The following is a 16,249-nucleotide window of genomic DNA, read 5'->3' on the forward strand; positions in this document are numbered from 1 at the left end:
CCTCTTGAAACACCTCGCTTCCCTCCTCGCGCTGGCCACCGCCTGCGCCGGCCTGCTGGCCGCGGCCCCTGCCGCGCAGGCCGACACCGCCTTCCCTTCCAAGCCAATGACGCTGGTCGTGCCCTTCCCGCCCGGCGGTCCCACCGACGCGATGGCGCGCACGCTCGCGGCCGAGATGAAGGACCGCATGGGCCAGCCGATGATCGTGGAGAACCGCGCGGGCGCGGGCGGCAACATCGGCGCCGAGTACGTGGCGCGCGCCGAGGCCGACGGCCACGTGCTGCTGTTCGGCACCTCGGGCCCGCTCGCGATCAACGCCAGCCTCTACCGCAAGATCAACTACGACCCGGTGAAGAGCTTCGCGCCCGTGATCCAGGTCGGCTACCTGCCGAACATCCTGGTGGTGAATCCCGCGCTGCCGGTGAAGACGGTGCCCGAGCTCGTCGCCTATGCCAAGGCCAACCCCGGCAAGCTCAGCTATGCCTCCTCGGGCAACGGCGCCTCCTCGCACCTGGCGGGCGTGCTGTTCAACTCGATCGCCGGCACCGACTTCCAGCACATCCCCTACAAGGGCACCGGCCCCGCGCTCAACGACCTGCTGGGCGGCCAGGTCAGCATGACCTTCACCGACATCCTCACCGCGCTGCCCTACGTCAAGGCCGGCAAGCTGCGCGCGCTGGGCGTGGCCACCCTCGCGCGCTCGCAGGCGCTGCCCGAGGTGCCCACGATCTCGGAGCAGGGCTACAAGGGCTACGACGTGAGCGTGTTCTTCGGCATCGTCGCGCCCGCCGGCACGCCCGCCGAGCGCGTGGCGAAGCTCAACCATGCCTTCGCCGAGGTGCTGAACTCGCCCAAGGTCAAGCAGATGTTCGCGGCCCAGGGCCTCGAGGCCAGCGCCGACACCTCGCCGCCGAAGCTCGGCCAGTTCATCGCGAGCGAGTCGGCGAAGTGGAAAGACGTGGTCAAGAAGTCGGGGGCGCAGCTCGATTGATGCTGTTCCGGGGCGCGATCACGCCGACGGGGTACCTTGCTCCGCGAATGTCCCCCGGCCTTCGGCCTCCTCCTTTATTTCGCTGCGCAAGGCACCCCATCGTCGTGATCGATGAGCGCCGCGCCTGAACTTCCGGCACGGCCAGAGCGCCTCTCGTGCGGAGGGCATCGGGTACTCCCCGCAGCGAAATCAAGGAGGAGGCCGAAGGCCGGGGGACATTCGCGGAGGGGAGTACCCGGTGTCCTTCGCACGCGCCCCGGACGACGAGACAAAAGGGAACAAGAAATGACACAAGGCGCACTCGCGGGCATCCGGGGCGCGATCACGCCGACGGGGTACCTTGCTCCGCGAATGTCCCCCGGCCTTCGGCCTCCTCCTTTATTTCGCTGCGCAAGGCACCCCATCGTCGTGATCGATGAGCGCCGCGCTCGAGCCGCCGGCACGACCAGAGCGCCTCTCGTGCGGAGGGCATCGGGTACTCCCCGCAGCGAAATCAAGGAGGAGGCCGAAGGCCGGGGGACATTCGCGGAGGGGAGTACCCGATGTCCTCCGCACGCGCCCCGGACCTTCCCCCGGACAAATCAACCCAAAGCATGAAGGCACGCAAATGACATCCACTCCAGGCGCACTCGCGGGCATCCGCGTCCTCGACATCTCCCGCATCCTCGGCGGCCCCTACTGCGGTCAGATCCTCGGCGACCATGGCGCCGACGTGCTCAAGGTCGAGCCGCCGCAAGGCGACGACACCCGCACCTGGGGCCCGCCGTTCAAGGATGGCGTCGCTTCCTACTACCACGGCCTCAACCGCAACAAGCGCGTGCAGCACCTCGACTTCTCGACCGAGGAAGGCCGCGCCGCCCTGCTCGCGCTGGTGGCCGAGGCCGACGTGCTGATCGAGAACTTCAAGACCGGGACCATGGAGCGCTGGGGGGATCGGCTACCAGACCCTGTCGCAGCGCTTTCCGCGTCTGGTCTGGTGCCGCGTCTCGGGCTTCGGCGCCGACGGGCCCCTTGGTGCACTGCCCGGCTACGACGCCGCCGTGCAGGCCATGACCGGCATCATGAGCGTCAACGGCGAGGCCGAGGGCGGGCCGCTGCGCGTGGGCCTGCCCGTGGTCGACATGGTGACCGGCCTCAATGCCGTCATCGGCGTGCTGCTCGCGCTGCAGGAACGCCAGCGCAGCGGACGCGGCCAGTTCGTCGAGGCCGCGCTCTACGACAGCGGCATCTCGCTCTTGCATCCGCACGCCGCCAACTGGTTCATGGACGGCAGCGCCCCGCGCCGCACCGGCAACGCCCATCCCAACATCTATCCCTACGACGCCCTCGCCACCGGCACCGACCCCGTGTTCGTCGCCGTCGGCAACGACCGCCAGTTCGCGAGCCTGTGCGGCTGCATCGACCTGCCCGCGCTCGCCACCGATCCGCGCTTCGCCACCGCGGGCGCGCGCTCGGTGAACCGCGACGCGCTCAAGCAACGGCTCGAGGCCGCCATGGCCGCCTTCGATGGCCGCGTGCTGGTCGAACAGCTCATGGCCGCGGGCGTGCCGGCCGCGCCCGTGCTGCCCGTGGCGGCAGCGCTCGAGCATCCGCACACGGCGCACCGCGGCATGGTGGTCGAGATGGAGGGCTACCGCGGCATCGGCGCGCCCGTGAAGCTGGGACGCACGCCCGCGAGCTACCGGCATGCGCCGCTGACGCCGGGCGATGCGTTCCTGCCTCGCGCGGACGAAGAGGCTGCGTCAAACGCGGCGCACTGAACGCCCGCGGCCGATGCCGTAGCAGGCGATACTGGCCGCCTCGACCTCGGCCGGGTCGTAGAGATTGCGGCCGTCGAACACGGCGCGCGCCGACAGCAGCACGGCCATGCGCGTGAAGTCGGGCCGACGATAGGCCGCCCATTCGGTGACGAGCACGAGCGCATCGGCCCCATCGAGCGCGGCCTCGGGCGCATCGCACCAGGCGATGCCTTCGCGCTCGCCGAGCAGCGCGCGCGCATTCGGCATCGCGGCCGGATCGTGCAGCCGCAGCCGCGCGCCGGCGGCCAGCAGCCGCTCGATCAGCACCAGGCTCGGCGCATCGCGCATGTCGTCGGTGTCGGGCTTGAAGGCCAGGCCCCACACGGCCAGCGTGCGCCCCGCGAGCGTGGCGCCGAAATGGCCGGCGACGAGTTCGAAGAGCCGCGACTTCTGCGCCTCGTTCACCGCCGCCACCGCGGGCAGCAGCCGCAGCGCGGCGCCCTCGCCCTCCTGCTGCAGCGCGCGCAGGTCCTTCGCGAGGCAGGAGCCGCCATAGCCCGCGCCGGCCTGCAGGAAGGCCGGACCGATGCGCGCATCGGCGCCGATCGCGCGGCGCACGCTCTCGATGTCGGCGCCCGCCTGCTCGGCCACGCGCGCCATCTCGTTCATGAAGCTGATGCGGGTGGCAAGCATCGCGTTGGCGGCGTACTTCGCCAGCTCGGCCGAGCGGCGGTCCATCACCAGCCACTGGCGCGCGGGGTCGCGCAGGAACGGCCGATAGAGCTGGGCCAGCAGCGCAATCGCCTCGGCATCGGAGGACCCGACCACGATGCGGTCGGGCGCGCGGCTGTCGTGCACCGCCGAGCCTTCGCGCAGGAACTCGGGGTTGACCGCCACCGCGATCCGGTGCGTCGCACCGCGCCGCGCCAGCGCGTCCCGCACCACCGCCTCGACCCGGTCAGCCGTGCCCGCCGGCAAGGTCGACTTGCAGACCAGCAGGCCGTCGCGGCCGCGGTGGCGCCCCACGGCGCGCGCCACCTCGAACACCGCCGCGAAGTCGACCGCGCCTTCGGCATCGGCCGGGGCATTGACCACGATGAAGAGGATGTCGCCATGCCGCGCGGCCTCGCCGGCATCGTCGGTGAAGCGCAACCGGCCGGCCGCCGCCTCCTGCGCCACCAGCGCGCCGAGCCCCGGTTCGTGCAGCGGCATGCGGCCCGCGCGCAGGCCCGCGATGCGCGGCGCGTCGGTGTCGGCGCACAGCACCGCGTGCCCGGCCTCGGCCATGCAGGCCGCGAAGCTCAGGCCCACATAGCCCGCGCCGAAGACCGAGAGCCTCAAGACGGCGTCCCCGCGGCGGGCCGCGCCCATGAGCGATGGCACTGGCAACCGCGAGGGTTGTGCGATAAAAGCGGCATGCATGCCTTCCCAACGACGTCCGGACAGGAAAAATCGATGATGCCCGATCAAGTGGCGGCGCGCACCGCGCTGGTCCTCGAGACCAACAACCTGCGCGGCGGCGCCGATGCGCAGGCCAGGACCGCCGCCAGCTTGCAGCGGCTGATCGCGCTGCTCGCGCGCCAGAAGCAGCCGCTGTCCACGCTGGCCCAGGTGGTCATCACGCACGACGGCCTCGACGCCGCCACCTGCGAGGAAGTGCAGCGCCTGGCCGGTCGGCCCGTCGACTTCGTGCGCATCGACGCCAGCACCGGCTACTACGACGCCAAGAACACCGGCTTCGCGGCCACCGACGCGGCGCGCTGCGACTGGGTGGTGTTCGCCGATGCCGACTGCCTGCCCGGCGAGGACTGGCTGCGCGAGCTGCTCGCGCCCTTCGCGCGCGCCGACGCGCCGGCCGTGGTGGCGGGCCGCACCAGTTACGCGGCCAACGTGGTGGGCACCGCGCTCACCACCATCGACTTCATGTACTTCCCGAACGAGCACGCGGGCGCGACGAGCAACTTCTACGCGAACAACGTGGCGTTCCGGCGCGAGGTCTTCGACACCCACAGTTACCAGGCGCTCGACGGCGTGTACCGCGCCCACTGCCAGGTGCTCGGCATGCGGCTGCGCGCGGCCGGCATTGCGCTGCACTACGCGGCACGCGCCCACACCGAGCACCGCCTGCCCGACACGCGGCGCGAGGCGCTCAAGCTGCGCTGGATGCGCGGGCAGGACACGTATTCGCTCACGCCGCACCTGCTGCGCAGCTACGTGTCGCCGCGCTGGCACTGGCTCGCGAAGAGCGGCCCGATCGGCCCGCTGTGCGTGCTCGTCACGCGGCTGGGCTTCAGCCTGCGCGCGCTCAACCGGCAGGACCTGCCGCCGCTGCGCGGCGCGCGCTGGGCGCTCGGCGTGCTGCTGATCCTGGGCTTCTCGGCCGTCGACATGCTCGGCGCCTTCGCGCGCGGCATCGGCCTGCACACCACGGGCCGCGCGCACGCGGATGCGCAGGCGCTCTCGTACCACCGTCCCTGAGGCCCGCGACCATGGCACGCCTTCTTTCTCTCGCCGCCCTCGCGCTGCTCGCCCCCGGACTCGCGGCCTCGGCCGAGTTCTCGGGCCGCGGCGTCTTCGCCTTCCGCTCGGGCAGCGGCTGCCCCATCGCCGCCGGCAGCGGCGACAACTGCAACCGGCTCGCGCTCGACGACGAGCACACCCGCGCCACGCTCGACGAGGCCACGCACACGCTGCGCTTCGCCAATGACCGCGGCTACGACGGCAAGCGCATCGTGGGCGACGTGGTGCTGCAGGGCTCGGGCCGCACGGCCGATGGCCAGCGCGTGCCGCTGAGCTTCCATGCGCTGCTGAGCCGCTCGGGCAGCGACTGGTCGTTCAGCAGCCACGCGCATGCGCCGGTGCGCGGCGAGTTCTCCGAGATCCGCATCGATCCCTGGCAGCTCGTGGTCGGCGAGGCCGGCAACGAGCGCGTGCTGTTCAGCAGCGCGCAGGTCGTGGAGGCGCTCGCCAAGCCCTCGCTGACGGCGCGCCTGGCCGACGAACTGGTGCAGGTGCGCGACAACCGCGAGAGCGCCGCGCGCGACGCCGACATCACGGTCGGGCTCGGCGTGTCGAAGGCCGTCAAGTGGGTGGCGCGCACGCGCTTCGCCACGACGCGCAACCGGCCGCTGGCCGAGGCGATGCGCGAGGGCAACTGGTCGCTCGAGTTGCAGGCGCTCAGCGGCCGGATCCCGCGCCAGGTGGTGCAGCGCGACCTGTTCCTCTATGGGCTCGAATCGCAGTCGCTGCTGCAACCGCTGCTGCAGCGCGGCTTCCGCAAGAACGAGAAGCTCACGATCGGCGCCGCCGGCGGCAAGGGCTTCGTGCGCTACGACGGGCAGCAGCGCGAGTTCGCGGGCGCCGACGCCACGGCGCGCGGCTTCCTGCAGGGCAGCTTCCTCGGGCTGGTGCTCGGCTGGCAGCAACAGCAGCTGCAGCCCGTGGCGCTCGATGCGAAGGCCGGCTCGAATGGCCGCTGAGCTGTACGCGCAGGCCGCGCCAGATGCGCCGGGCTTCGAGAGCCTCGCGCCGCCGCGGCTGCACGGCTGGCCCGCGCTGCAGGCCGCGCTGGTGCACCGCGTGAAGCGCGCGGCGCTGCGCCAGCTGCATGCCAGCCGCGCGGGCGAGGCATTGCTGCTGCGCCTCTACCTCGTGGGCGAGGAATCGTCGGAACAGGCGCTGCAGCGCGAACTGCGCGCCGCCGCGCCCGACTGGCTCGAGCGCCAGCTCGACCAGCACCTGGCCGACGAGCAGCTGCATGCGCGGCTGTTCGCCGAGGCCATCGCCGAACGCGGCGGGCGCGCACGGGCCGGCGCCGTCGATGGCGAGCAGCCGCGCCCCGACTGGTTCAGCCGACGCAAGCTCGCGCGCTGGCAGGCGCTGATCCGCCGCCACGCGCCGCACTTCGCGCACGGCGGCCTGGTGCCGGCCTATGCGATCGGCCTCGCGGCCGAGCAGATGGCCTCGCGCATCCTCGAGCGCCACTGCGCGCTGATCGGGCCCGCGCATGCGTTGCATCCGCTGCTCGCGCGCGTGTGGGCCGACGAGCAGCGCCACGTGCGGCTGTGCAGCCACACGCTGCAGCGCTGCGTGGCGCCGCACGAGCGCGCGCGGCTCGCGCAACTGATGGACGAGGTGCGCGCCATCGAGCGCGGCTTCGGCATCACAGGCGCGCTCGGCATGTGGTGCGCGGGCGCGGCGCTGCGGCTGTTGCCGCGTGCAGGCTGAGGCCATGCCGCGCATCCTCTACCTCGCGACCGCGGACGCGCGCGGCCACCTGATGCGCTCGCAGCTGCTCGCGCACGCGCTGCGCGCGGCCGGCGCGCAGGTGCAGGTGCTGACCACCTCCGACGAGGGCGCGCGCTTCCTCGCGGGCTTCGGCATCGACGCGCCCGTGCTCTCGCGCCACTACGCGGTGCAGTTCGACGCGCGGCAGAACATGCTGCGCCGCGAGACCGACCGCAACGTGGCGCACTACGTGTTCCGGCCCGGGCGCATGCTGCGCGACATCGTGCGGCTGAACGGCCTGCTGCGCGAGGCCGACCTGGTGGTCAACGACTCCTTCCATCCCGCGCTGCTGTTCATGGGCGCGCTGCCGCCGTGGCGGCACAAGGTGGTGCACGTGTACGGCGCGAGCCTGCGGCGCGCGCTCGAAGGCAATTTCAGCGGCCGACTGCCGGGCTGGACGGCGCGCGCCTTCGGCCGCATCGTGGCCTGGCAGATCGGGCGCAGCCGCGCGCGCATCGCGCACGATTTCGCGCAGGAGGCACCGGCGCACGATGGCCGCGGCACGCACCGGCTCGCGACGCCGGTGGCGGTGGCCTCGAACGACGACGTTGCGGCCGTTGCTTCGCGGGCCGCGGTCTACCTCAACCCGCACTTCAAGGACGAGGCGCTGGCCGACGGCCTCGAGCGCGGCCTGGCCGCCGCGGGCCTGTACGCGCATTGCGTGGGCGAAGGCTATGCCGGGCGCGCCGGCTGGCAGCCGCAGGACGCCCACTGGATCGACACCGCGGCTCGCAGCGCCTTCATCGTCTCGGCCCCCGGCATGGCGGCGCTGTCGGTGGCCCAGGTCTACCGCAAGCCTATCCTGCTGCTGCTGACCGACCAGCCCGAGCAGGCGAGCAATGCCGAGCGCGCCGCGCAGCTCGGGCTGCACCATCGCGTGGTGGTATGGCGCGGTGACGCGGCCGCGTTCGCAAGCGACGTGGCGGCCGCGGCGCGCGAACTCGGCGCGAGCACCGAGGCCACGGCCGCGCAGGGCCGCGAGGCGGCGCTCGAACGGCTGCAGCCCTGGAGCCAGCTGCTGCTGCGCCTCGCGACGCGACCGGCCGCGGCCGGTGCCGACGCGGCCTATCCGGCCGCGCGCCTGGACTGAAGCACCACGCGCAGCATCCGGTCGAGCGCGCGCTCGGGCGCTGCCGCCGTGGTGTCGGGCTGCGGCAGCGCCGCGGCATCGCCCGTGCCCGCCGGGCTCATCGACACGCGCAGCCTGCGCAAGGTGAAGCCCGAGCGCACGACCGGCTCGTCCGCGCCCTCGGCCACTTCCGCATCGGCCGCCTCGCCCACGAAGAACTGCAGCACCAGGCACTTGCGCTGCGGCGAGGGCACGAGCTCGAACACCAGGCTGCGCCGCCACGCGCCCGAGGTGCGCTGGCCCGGCAGCATGGCGCCGTCGAGCAGCGCGACCACGCGCGTGCTCTGGGCCTCGCAGCGGTAGTCGATGCGCACGCGCAGCCGCTGCGCCGGCGCCTGCAGCGGATGCGCGAACACGGCCGCGGGCGGCAGCGGGATCACCAGGCAGGCCAGCGAGCCCTCGCTCCAGGTGTCGACGTCGTCGGGCGCCGACCAGCCATGGGCCAGCCAGGCCGTGGCCGGATTGCCGGTGCGAAAGGCGTAGTCGCGGCCGAGCACGAGTTCGGGCAACGATTGCAGGCCCGGGTCACGGTCGTCGAGGCCCCAGCGCGTGGAGAAGGCGCGCTCGATCGCGTCGGCGGGCCATGCGCCGGCGCCGGCCGGCGGGGCCGCGGCCTCCTCGCCGGGCGCGCGGCAGGCATCGAGCATGAAGTCGAGCGCGCCGAGCTCGGGCCCCACCGGCAGCCATGGCGAGCAGGCCGCGGGCAGGCACTCGGGCGCATTGCGGTCGGCGCGGATCAGCGCGCGCACGGGCTGCAGGAAGTAGCGCGCCTCGGTCAGCACGCTCGAGGACAGCCCCGCGACGAAGCGCAGGTTCCCGGCCGACAGCAACGCATAGGTGTTCTCTCGCGTCCAGGCGACGTTGGGAATGGCGCGCGCGATCGGCGCGAGGTCGTGCAGCGCGGGCTCGTAGGGGTGCGGCTTCACGACCAGCAGGTCGACCTCCTGGGCCAGCGTGCGCAGCGCGCCGATCACGGCCGACGGATGCTGGCTGCGCCCGCCGCTCACCAGCGAGAGGTCGACCAGGCTCTGGCCGAAGAACAGGCCCACGCGCAGCCGCGGATCGAACAGCGCGCCCGCGCCGCGGCGCGCGAAACGGCCGCGGATCGCGGCCGCGTGGTTCCAGAACAGCTCCTCGTCGATGGCGCGCGCCTCCAGCGCGGCGCGGATGCGCGCGTCGTTGGTGCGCGCGCAGAAGTGCAGGTGCTCGGTGAAGCGGCGCGGATCGATCTCGATGTCGAGGTAGCTCGCGCCGCTGCGGTCGATGCAGTGCTGCAGCGCCGGCGTCAGGCCCCAGCCGATCACCAGGCAGCCCGGGCCGAAGGCCGGCAGGCCCTCGAGCCCGCGCAGCGGCGCGAGGTCGGCGACCGAGGCGCGAGCCCAGCCGGCCGGCGTGGCCGGCAGGCCCAGCAGCGCCATCGCGCGCGCCACGTCGATCGTGCCGCCATGCGAGCGCGGCGCGATCTCGCGCATCGGCAGGCCGAGCCGACCGAGCGCCGAGCCGAAGAAGCCCTGCAGGAAGCGCCGGTTGGCGGGGAAGTAGTGCAGCCCGTTGTCGGGCGAACGGAAGAAGTCGTCGACGAAGAGGACCTGGTGGAACCGGCGTGCGGGCATGGCGGTGGACGGTCGTTGGCTGAGGGAGCCGCCAATCTAGAAGCGCACTCTTAGCGGCCGGTGAGTCCCGCGCCAGGCGCGCGCAAAGTTCGTGCAAAGCAGGAGGCGAAGCGCCTGCCGCGTGTGAACGGCAGGCAAAGTTGCGGCGCCGGAAGGCGGCGCTCAGTCCAGCGTCAGGTTGAGCCCGCGGATCAGGCCGTCCCAGCGCTCGGACTCCTGATGCAACAGGGTGGCGAATTGCGCGGGCGTGCCGCCCACCGTTTCGACGCCATAGGCCGCGAGCTTGCGGTGCACCGCGGGGTTGTGGATCGCGCTCGCGATCGCCTGCTGCAGCCGCGCCACGATCTCGGGCGGCGTGCGCGCCGGCGCCACCACGCCCACCAGCGCGGCCGCCTCGACGCCGTCGATGCCGAGCTCGGCGAAGGTCGGCACATCGGGCAGCTGCGGCAGGCGCACGCGGTCGGCGATCGCGAGCGCGCGCACGCGGCCGCTGCGGATGAAGCCCAGGCACGCGGCGAGGTCGCACATCATGGCCTGCAGCTGGCCGCCGGCCACGTCGGCCACCGCGTTGGCGGCGCCGCGGTAGGGCACGTGCAGCATGCGCAGCCGGGCCTGGCGCTGCAGCAGTTCCATCGCGAGGTGGTGCGGGCTGCCGGTGCCGGCCGAGGCATAGCTGATCTTGCCGGGATAGGCGCGCGCGTCCTCGAGGAAGGCGCGCGCGTCGCGCACGCCGCTGGCCGGTCCGACCAGCAGCACCAGCGGGAAGCGGCCCATCAGCGTGACCGGCGCGAAGTCGCGCTGCGGTTTGTAGCCGAGGTTGCGGTAGAGCACGGGGTTGAACACCAGCGTGCCGTTGTCGGCCGACAGCACGCTGTAGCCGTCGGCCGGCGCGCGCAGCACCTCGGCGGCACCGAGCGAGGTGTTGCCGCCGGTGCGGTTCTCGACCACCACCGGCTGGCCGGTGTCGATCGCGAGCTGGTTGCCGACGATGCGCGTGAGGAAGTCGGAGCCGCCGCCCGCGGGGTAGGGCACGATCCAGCGGATCGGCCGGTTGGGGAATTCGCGCTGGGCCCGCGCGGCAGGGGCACCGAGCAGCAGCGCACCGGCCAGGCCGGCGGCGCCCGCGAGCCAGGCGCGGCGATCAGGCGAGGCGGCCGATGGATCTGCCTGCGCCGATGCCACCGTTGCCACGCGTGCCGTCGCCATCGGTCGTCTCAGGGCGCAATCGGATTGCCCGGCGAACCGAGCGCGTTGGTGCCGACCCGCGCGGGCGCCGCGGCCTCGGGGGCGCGGTAGGTGACCTGCACGGGGGCGGCGGCGGGTGGTGCCGGCGGGACGGACGCCGCCTGGCGCGCGGGATCGTTCCTGCGCACCAGCACGCCCGGCGCGCGGGCCTTGTTGACGCGCGGTGCGGTCGACACCGGCGCGGCGGCGGGCGCCGGGGCCGGCGCGGGTTGCGCGGCTTGCGCACCGCCCGTGGGCGGCAGCTCGGCCGCGACGCCGAAGCCCCCCGCGCTGCCGCCGACACCGGCGCCGACGCTGGTCACCGGACCTGGCTGCACCGCATTGGGCTTGCCCGCGTTGGGATCGTGCAGCACCACGGTCTGGCCCACGCCGGCACCGACCGGGCCGACGCCCAGGCCCATGCCGACCGAACCCGCGACCGCGCCGCTGTTGCTGACCGCGACGCCCGCGCCGAGCGGGCCGAAGCCGGTGTTGAGGCCGACCGAGAAGTTGCCGTCTCTGGTGGCGCCGAGCCCCAGCGAGAGGCCCGGCACGATCGGGATGCCGATCTGGTAGTGGGAGCAGCCGCTCACCAGCAGCGCGAGCAGCACGCCGGCCGGAAGGCCGGCGGCCGCGAGGCGGGTGCGCGGCCGCGTGTTCACACCAGGAGCGCGTTCACGCGCCGCACGTAGGCCGCGGGATCGGCCGGCAGGCCGCCTTCGGCGAGCAGCGCCTGGTCGAACAGGATGTTCGCGAGGTCGTCGAAGTGGGCCGAGCCCTCGAGCTTCTTGACCAGCGCGTGCTCGGCATTGACCTCGAGCACCGGCTTGAGCTCGGGCGCGGGCTGGCCGGCCTGCTTGAGCATGCGCGCGAGCTGCGTGCTCATGCCGCCGTCCTGCACCACGAGGCAGGCCGGCGAGTCGACCAGGCGCGTGGTGACGCGCACGTCCTCGGCCTTGTCCTTGAGCGCTTCCTTGAGCTTCTCGAGCAGCGGCTTGAACGATTCGGCGGCCTCCTCGGCGGCCTTCTTCTCGTCCTCGTCCTGCAGCTTGCCGAGGTCGACCGCGCCCTTGGCCACGCTCTGCAGCGGCGTGCCGTCAAACTCGTTGAGGTAGTTGAGCGCCCACTCGTCGACGCGGTCGGTCATCAGCAGCACCTCGATGCCCTTCTTCTTGAAGACCTCGAGCTGCGGGCTGTTCTTGGCGGCGGCCAGCGTGTCGGCCGTGATGTAGTAGATCGCGTCCTGGCCGTCCTTCATGCGCGCCTTGTAGTCGGCGAAGCTCACGCTCACGGCATCGGTGGTGGTCGAGGCGTAGCGCAGCAGCTTGGCGATGCGCTCGCGGTTGCCGAAGTCCTCGCCGAGGCCTTCCTTGAGCACGGCGCCGAACTCGGCGTAGAACTTGGCGTACTTGCCCGCGTCGTCGGCCGCCGCGGCGGCGGTCTCGGCCGCGGTGGGCGCGTTCTTGTCGACCACATCGGTCACGGCCTCGGTCGGCTCGGGCGTGGGCACCGATTCGCCCGAGCCCACGTCGATGCGGCCCTCGCCGCTCTCGGGGCCGGTCTTCTGCTTCTTCGCCAGGTCCTCGAGCATGCCGAGCACGCGCTTGGTGCTGCCTTCGCGGATCGCCTTCACGTCGCGGCTTTCCTGCAGCAGCTCGCGGCTCACGTTGAGCGGCAGGTCGGCCGAGTCGATCACGCCCTTGACGAAGCGCAGGTAGCTGGGCATCAGCGCCTCGGCGTCGTCCATGATGAAGACGCGCTTCACGTAGAGCTTGACGCCCGCGCTCTTCTCGCGGTTCCAGAGGTCGAACGGCGCCTTGGCGGGGATGTAGAGCAGTTGCGTGTACTCGGTGCTGCCCTCGACGCGGTTGTGGCTCCAGGCCAGCGGCGCCTCGAAGTCGTGGCTGATGCTCTTGTAGAACTCCTCGTACTGCTCGGTCGTGACGTCCTTCTTGGGACGGCTCCACAGCGCGTTGGCCTTGTTGACCGTTTCCCATTCGCCGGTCTTCACCATGTCGCCGGGCTGGTCGTTCTCGCCTTCCTTCCACTCCTCCTTCTCCATGAGGATCGGCAGCGAGATGTGGTCGGAGTACTTGCCGACGATCTGCTTGATCTTCCAGGCGTTGAGGTATTCGTCGGCATCCTCGCGCAGGTGCAGCGTGATGCTGGTGCCGCGCTCGGCACGCGTGATGTCGGCCACCTCGAAGTCGCCGGCGCCGCCGCTGGCCCAGCGCACGCCCTGCTCGGCGGGCAGGCCCGCGCGGCGCGACTCGACGGTGATGCGGTCGGCCACGATGAAGCCCGAATAGAAGCCCACGCCGAACTGGCCGATGAGCTGCGCGTCGGCCTTCTGGTCGCCGCTGAGCTTGCTCACGAAGTCCTTGGTGCCGCTCTTGGCGATGGTGCCGAGGTTGTCGATCGCCTCCTGGCGCGACAGGCCGATGCCCTTGTCGGCGATGGTGATGGTGCGCGCGGCCTTGTCGAAGCTGATGCGCACGTCGAGTTCGGACTGGCCTTCGTAGAGCTCGGGATGGTCGATGGCCTCGAAGCGCAGCTTGTCGCAGGCGTCCGATGCGTTCGAGATCAGCTCGCGCAGGAAGATTTCCTTGTTCGAGTACAGCGCATGCGTGACGAGGTGCAGCAGTTGCGCGACTTCGGCCTGGAACGGGAGTTTGGTGTTGGAGGAATCAGCCATGGAAAAAAGAAAGGTCGGATCGAAAAAATTCTATGTCGGCGCGGCGGTCCGGGCTCGGCCCGGACACAGCTTTTCTACCTGGGGCAAACGGTTTTAAAAATCAACGCTCACAACCGAGATTTCAAGCACTCCATCACGGTTTACTACGAAAAATTCGGCAACACCCCGGAAGCCCTCGTTTTTGGTCAGCAAAAGTTACCAAAAACCACAATCATCGCCTCCGCTGCGCATGCAGTGATTCAACTCAACCGGGGCCCTCGGGGCCCAAAGGGACGGCGATGTTGTTGGATGACCAGGGAGTTGCCGTGGCCTGCCGCTGGCTGGGCCGGAATGCCGTGGCACCGCGGGGCCGCCCGGGCGTCGGCTGCCTGGCGGCGCTGGCCTGCCTCGCGGCGGAGGCGCAGACCGCGCCACCCGCTGCGGCCGCCGAGGCCCGCATCGAGCCGATGGACCGGGCGCAGGCGCAGCAGGCGCGGCTGAGGGCCCTCGTCGAGGCGGCGCCGCAGGCCTACCAGGACCGGTTCATGAGCGCCGACGAAGCCGGCGCCGCGCTCGCGGACGAGAGCGAAGCGACCTCCGCGCAGCCCCAGGGTTTTCGCGCCTGGTCGATCGAAAGCCGCGTCGGCTTCGGCGAGGCGAGCAGTTCCGGCGCCGGACGCCGGCGCGCGCTGGAGTTCGGCCAGCGCATCGACTACCGCCGCGAGACGCTCAACCACGGCGAGTGGCTGCTGCAGGCCGACGGCCGCCGCTGGACCGGCGACAGCGAGGCCCTGGGCGGCGGCATCGGCATGCTGGGCTACGCGCAGGATGCGGGCAGCGGCCGCCTCACGCTGCGCAACCTCGCGTTTCCGCTGACGCCCAGGACCTTCGCCGACAGCGCGCTGGGCGACCTCCACAGCGAGCTCACCGCGGGCCTGGCGCGCCACTACCGGCTCTCGCTCGGCAGCAGCACGGTGCGCGGCGCCGCGCTGCGCGTGTACGACGCCGACAGCGACTGGCGCGCGGGCTTCGGCGCGCGCGGCGACCTCCGGGGCGGTCCCTATCCGGGCTTCGAGCGCAGCCAGGGCACGCTCGGCTGGCTCGGCCTGACGCAGCGCGTGGGCGGGAGCGGCTTCGTCGCCGCGCAACTGAACCGGGCGCGCGACCTCCCGGCCTGGACCCTCGACCCGTTCACCGGCCAGGGCGTTGGATCGCGGCATGTCGAGAGCGGGGCCGGCGCGCTGGGCTGGGGCGGCGAGGTGGAGCGCGATGGCGACTTCCGGGTCCGCGCCACGCTGGTCGGCAGCCGCACGCGCTCGCCGACGCCGGGCGTCGCCATCGGCGATTCGCGCGGCCTGTTCGTCGAGGCCGGCGCGCGCCTGGGGGCCTACCGCCACGAGTTCGGCGCGCACGCGGCCGGGCCGAACCTCTTCTTCGGCGACCAGCTCGTGGCCGACGGCACGCGCGGCGCCTACTGGCGCGTGGACCGCGGCGGCAGCCGCGTGCACTGGGGCGCCGGACTCGAGCACGAACGCACGCGGGCCGACGCCGCCTTCGGGCTCGCGGGCTCCAGCCGCGGTGGCGCGAACGGCAACTTCCTCTACCAGTTCGACCGCCATGCCTCGGTCGGCGGCAGCCTGGGCCTGCAGCGCACGCGCTACGACGGAAGCGCGGACGCCATCGCCGGCAGCGACTCGCGCAGCCTCCACGCCAGCGTCTTCCACCAGCGGCGCATCCTCGACGGCCTGCGCAGCCGCTTCAGCCTGACCGTGCGGCGCAACGAACTCATCGTGCTCGGCGACCAGGCCGCCACCGGCCACGAATGGCAGTGGGAGCAGGACTGGATCGGCGCGGGCCGCGAGACGCTGCGCCCCGAACTCACCACCACGCTCGGCTACGCGCGCGACCGCAGCGGCGGCGTGCCGCGCAACTACCCCACGGCCGGCGTGCAGTTCCTGTGCTGGATCGACAGCGGCTTCCACGTCGGCGGCAACCTGCGCTACACCTCGCAAAGCGGCGGCCTGCACACCAGCCGCGGACTGTCGGGCTCGCTCACGGCCGAGAAGGCGCTCGCCCGCGGCTGGCGCCTCGGCTTCGCGGCCTCGTTCAACCAGGCGCGCGCCGCCGTGGCGCCCACCGCGAGCCTCGGCCCTCGGCTGTACCGCAGCAACGACCGCAGCGCCTACGTCTACCTGCGCTGGGACGGCAGCGCGGGCACGGCCTTCCAGACCGCCGGCGTGCGCGACGCCGACGCGGGCGCCGGTGTCGGCAGCGTGGCCGGGCACGTGTTCTTCGACGCCAACCGCGACGGCGCGCGACAGCCCGACGAAGGCGCCGCCGCCCAGGTGGAGGTCCTGCTCGACGGCCGCTACCGCGCCACCACCGACCGCGACGGCCGCTTCGAATTTCCGCTCGTGACGACCGGCCGCCACCGGCTGAGCCTGGCGCTCGACAGCGTGCCGCTGCCCTGGGGCGCGGCCGGCGACGGCGGCGTGGACGTCAGCGTTCCGCTGCGCGGCCGGGTCGGTGCCGAGATTCCCGTGACCCGGGTGGGCGAATGAGCAGCGCGCCCCACCCGGTCCTTTCCCGCCC

11 protein-coding genes and 1 pseudogene are annotated in these 16,249 nt (G+C 72.4%); 7 read left to right on the forward strand and 5 right to left on the reverse strand.

Features of this window, described 5'->3' with window-relative positions; translation table 11 throughout:
- The first annotated feature begins 4 nt into the window (after window positions 1-4).
- On the forward strand, window positions 5-991 hold the full coding sequence (locus tag ACHMXE_RS41220) for a tripartite tricarboxylate transporter substrate binding protein (RefSeq protein WP_093355257.1): 987 nt from the start codon (window positions 5-7) through the stop codon (window positions 989-991).
- A gap of 607 nt (window positions 992-1,598) precedes the next feature.
- Window positions 1,599-2,751, forward strand: a pseudogene (locus ACHMXE_RS41225) (CaiB/BaiF CoA transferase family protein).
- Here the strand turns inward: ACHMXE_RS41225 and ACHMXE_RS41230 are convergent.
- Window positions 2,734-4,071 (reverse strand): UDP-glucose dehydrogenase family protein, encoded by a 1,338-nt coding sequence (locus ACHMXE_RS41230; RefSeq protein ID WP_395349267.1) that lies wholly within the window; start codon window positions 4,069-4,071, stop codon window positions 2,734-2,736. The pseudogene ACHMXE_RS41225 and the gene ACHMXE_RS41230 overlap by 18 nt on opposite strands.
- A gap of 114 nt (window positions 4,072-4,185) precedes the next feature.
- Between ACHMXE_RS41230 and ACHMXE_RS41235 the strand changes: the two genes are divergently transcribed.
- From ACHMXE_RS41235 to ACHMXE_RS41250, 4 genes are read left to right on the forward strand one after another with little or no spacing between them, the layout of a single operon-like run.
- On the forward strand, window positions 4,186-5,208 hold the full coding sequence (locus ACHMXE_RS41235; RefSeq protein WP_395349268.1) for a glycosyltransferase: 1,023 nt from the start codon (window positions 4,186-4,188) through the stop codon (window positions 5,206-5,208).
- A gap of 11 nt (window positions 5,209-5,219) precedes the next feature.
- Window positions 5,220-6,209, forward strand: coding sequence for a hypothetical protein (locus tag ACHMXE_RS41240; protein WP_395349269.1), 990 nt, complete (start codon window positions 5,220-5,222; stop codon window positions 6,207-6,209).
- The gene (locus ACHMXE_RS41245; RefSeq protein ID WP_395349270.1) at window positions 6,199-6,957 is read left to right on the forward strand and encodes a hypothetical protein; all 759 of its coding nucleotides are present in this window, start codon (window positions 6,199-6,201) and stop codon (window positions 6,955-6,957) included. Before ACHMXE_RS41240 ends, ACHMXE_RS41245 begins: the two co-directional genes overlap by 11 nt.
- 4 nt (window positions 6,958-6,961) lie before the next feature.
- Window positions 6,962-8,107 carry a hypothetical protein gene (locus ACHMXE_RS41250; protein ID WP_395349272.1) on the forward strand — a complete coding sequence of 382 codons (1,146 nt, stop codon included), beginning with the start codon at window positions 6,962-6,964 and terminating at the stop codon, window positions 8,105-8,107.
- Here ACHMXE_RS41250 and ACHMXE_RS41255 read toward each other — a convergent pair.
- The 4 genes from ACHMXE_RS41255 to htpG all read right to left on the reverse strand — a co-directional run bounded on the left by ACHMXE_RS41255 (window position 8,083) and on the right by htpG (window position 13,678).
- On the reverse strand, window positions 8,083-9,759 hold the full coding sequence (locus tag ACHMXE_RS41255; protein ID WP_395349273.1) for a hypothetical protein: 1,677 nt from the start codon (window positions 9,757-9,759) through the stop codon (window positions 8,083-8,085). The two genes, ACHMXE_RS41250 and ACHMXE_RS41255, sit on opposite strands and share 25 nt — an antisense overlap.
- A gap of 162 nt (window positions 9,760-9,921) precedes the next feature.
- The gene (locus ACHMXE_RS41260) at window positions 9,922-10,965 is read right to left on the reverse strand and encodes a Bug family tripartite tricarboxylate transporter substrate binding protein (protein ID WP_395349274.1); all 1,044 of its coding nucleotides are present in this window, start codon (window positions 10,963-10,965) and stop codon (window positions 9,922-9,924) included.
- Window positions 10,966-10,973: 8 nt separating this feature from the next.
- Window positions 10,974-11,645 carry a hypothetical protein gene (locus ACHMXE_RS41265; RefSeq protein ID WP_395349275.1) on the reverse strand — a complete coding sequence of 224 codons (672 nt, stop codon included), beginning with the start codon at window positions 11,643-11,645 and terminating at the stop codon, window positions 10,974-10,976.
- Window positions 11,642-13,678 (reverse strand): molecular chaperone HtpG, encoded by a 2,037-nt coding sequence (htpG, locus tag ACHMXE_RS41270; protein WP_203203874.1) that lies wholly within the window; start codon window positions 13,676-13,678, stop codon window positions 11,642-11,644. Before htpG ends, ACHMXE_RS41265 begins: the two co-directional genes overlap by 4 nt.
- A 278-nt stretch (window positions 13,679-13,956) precedes the next feature.
- Here htpG and ACHMXE_RS41275 point away from each other — a divergent pair, with 278 nt between their 5' ends.
- Complete coding sequence (locus ACHMXE_RS41275) at window positions 13,957-16,218, forward strand: hypothetical protein (protein ID WP_395349276.1); 2,262 nt, start codon at window positions 13,957-13,959, stop codon at window positions 16,216-16,218.
- Window positions 16,219-16,249 lie beyond the last annotated feature (31 nt).

The sequence above is a fragment of the Variovorax sp. UC122_21 genome, assembly GCF_044056785.1.
In the GTDB taxonomy this organism is placed as follows: domain Bacteria; phylum Pseudomonadota; class Gammaproteobacteria; order Burkholderiales; family Burkholderiaceae_C; genus Variovorax.

What these genes read in the sequence shown, in the direction of transcription:
- ACHMXE_RS41255 (WP_395349273.1), bottom strand. Translation starts at nt 9,759, where the DNA reads ATGCCCGCACGCCGGTTCCACCAGGTCCTCTTCGTCGACGACTTCTTC.
- ACHMXE_RS41240 (WP_395349269.1), top strand. Translation starts at nt 5,220, where the DNA reads ATGGCACGCCTTCTTTCTCTCGCCGCCCTCGCGCTGCTCGCCCCCGGA.
- ACHMXE_RS41260 (WP_395349274.1), bottom strand. Translation starts at nt 10,965, where the DNA reads ATGGCGACGGCACGCGTGGCAACGGTGGCATCGGCGCAGGCAGATCCA.
- htpG (WP_203203874.1), bottom strand. Translation starts at nt 13,678, where the DNA reads ATGGCTGATTCCTCCAACACCAAACTCCCGTTCCAGGCCGAAGTCGCG.
- ACHMXE_RS41235 (WP_395349268.1), top strand. Translation starts at nt 4,186, where the DNA reads ATGATGCCCGATCAAGTGGCGGCGCGCACCGCGCTGGTCCTCGAGACC.
- ACHMXE_RS41250 (WP_395349272.1), top strand. Translation starts at nt 6,962, where the DNA reads ATGCCGCGCATCCTCTACCTCGCGACCGCGGACGCGCGCGGCCACCTG.
- ACHMXE_RS41245 (WP_395349270.1), top strand. Translation starts at nt 6,199, where the DNA reads ATGGCCGCTGAGCTGTACGCGCAGGCCGCGCCAGATGCGCCGGGCTTC.
- ACHMXE_RS41275 (WP_395349276.1), top strand. Translation starts at nt 13,957, where the DNA reads ATGTTGTTGGATGACCAGGGAGTTGCCGTGGCCTGCCGCTGGCTGGGC.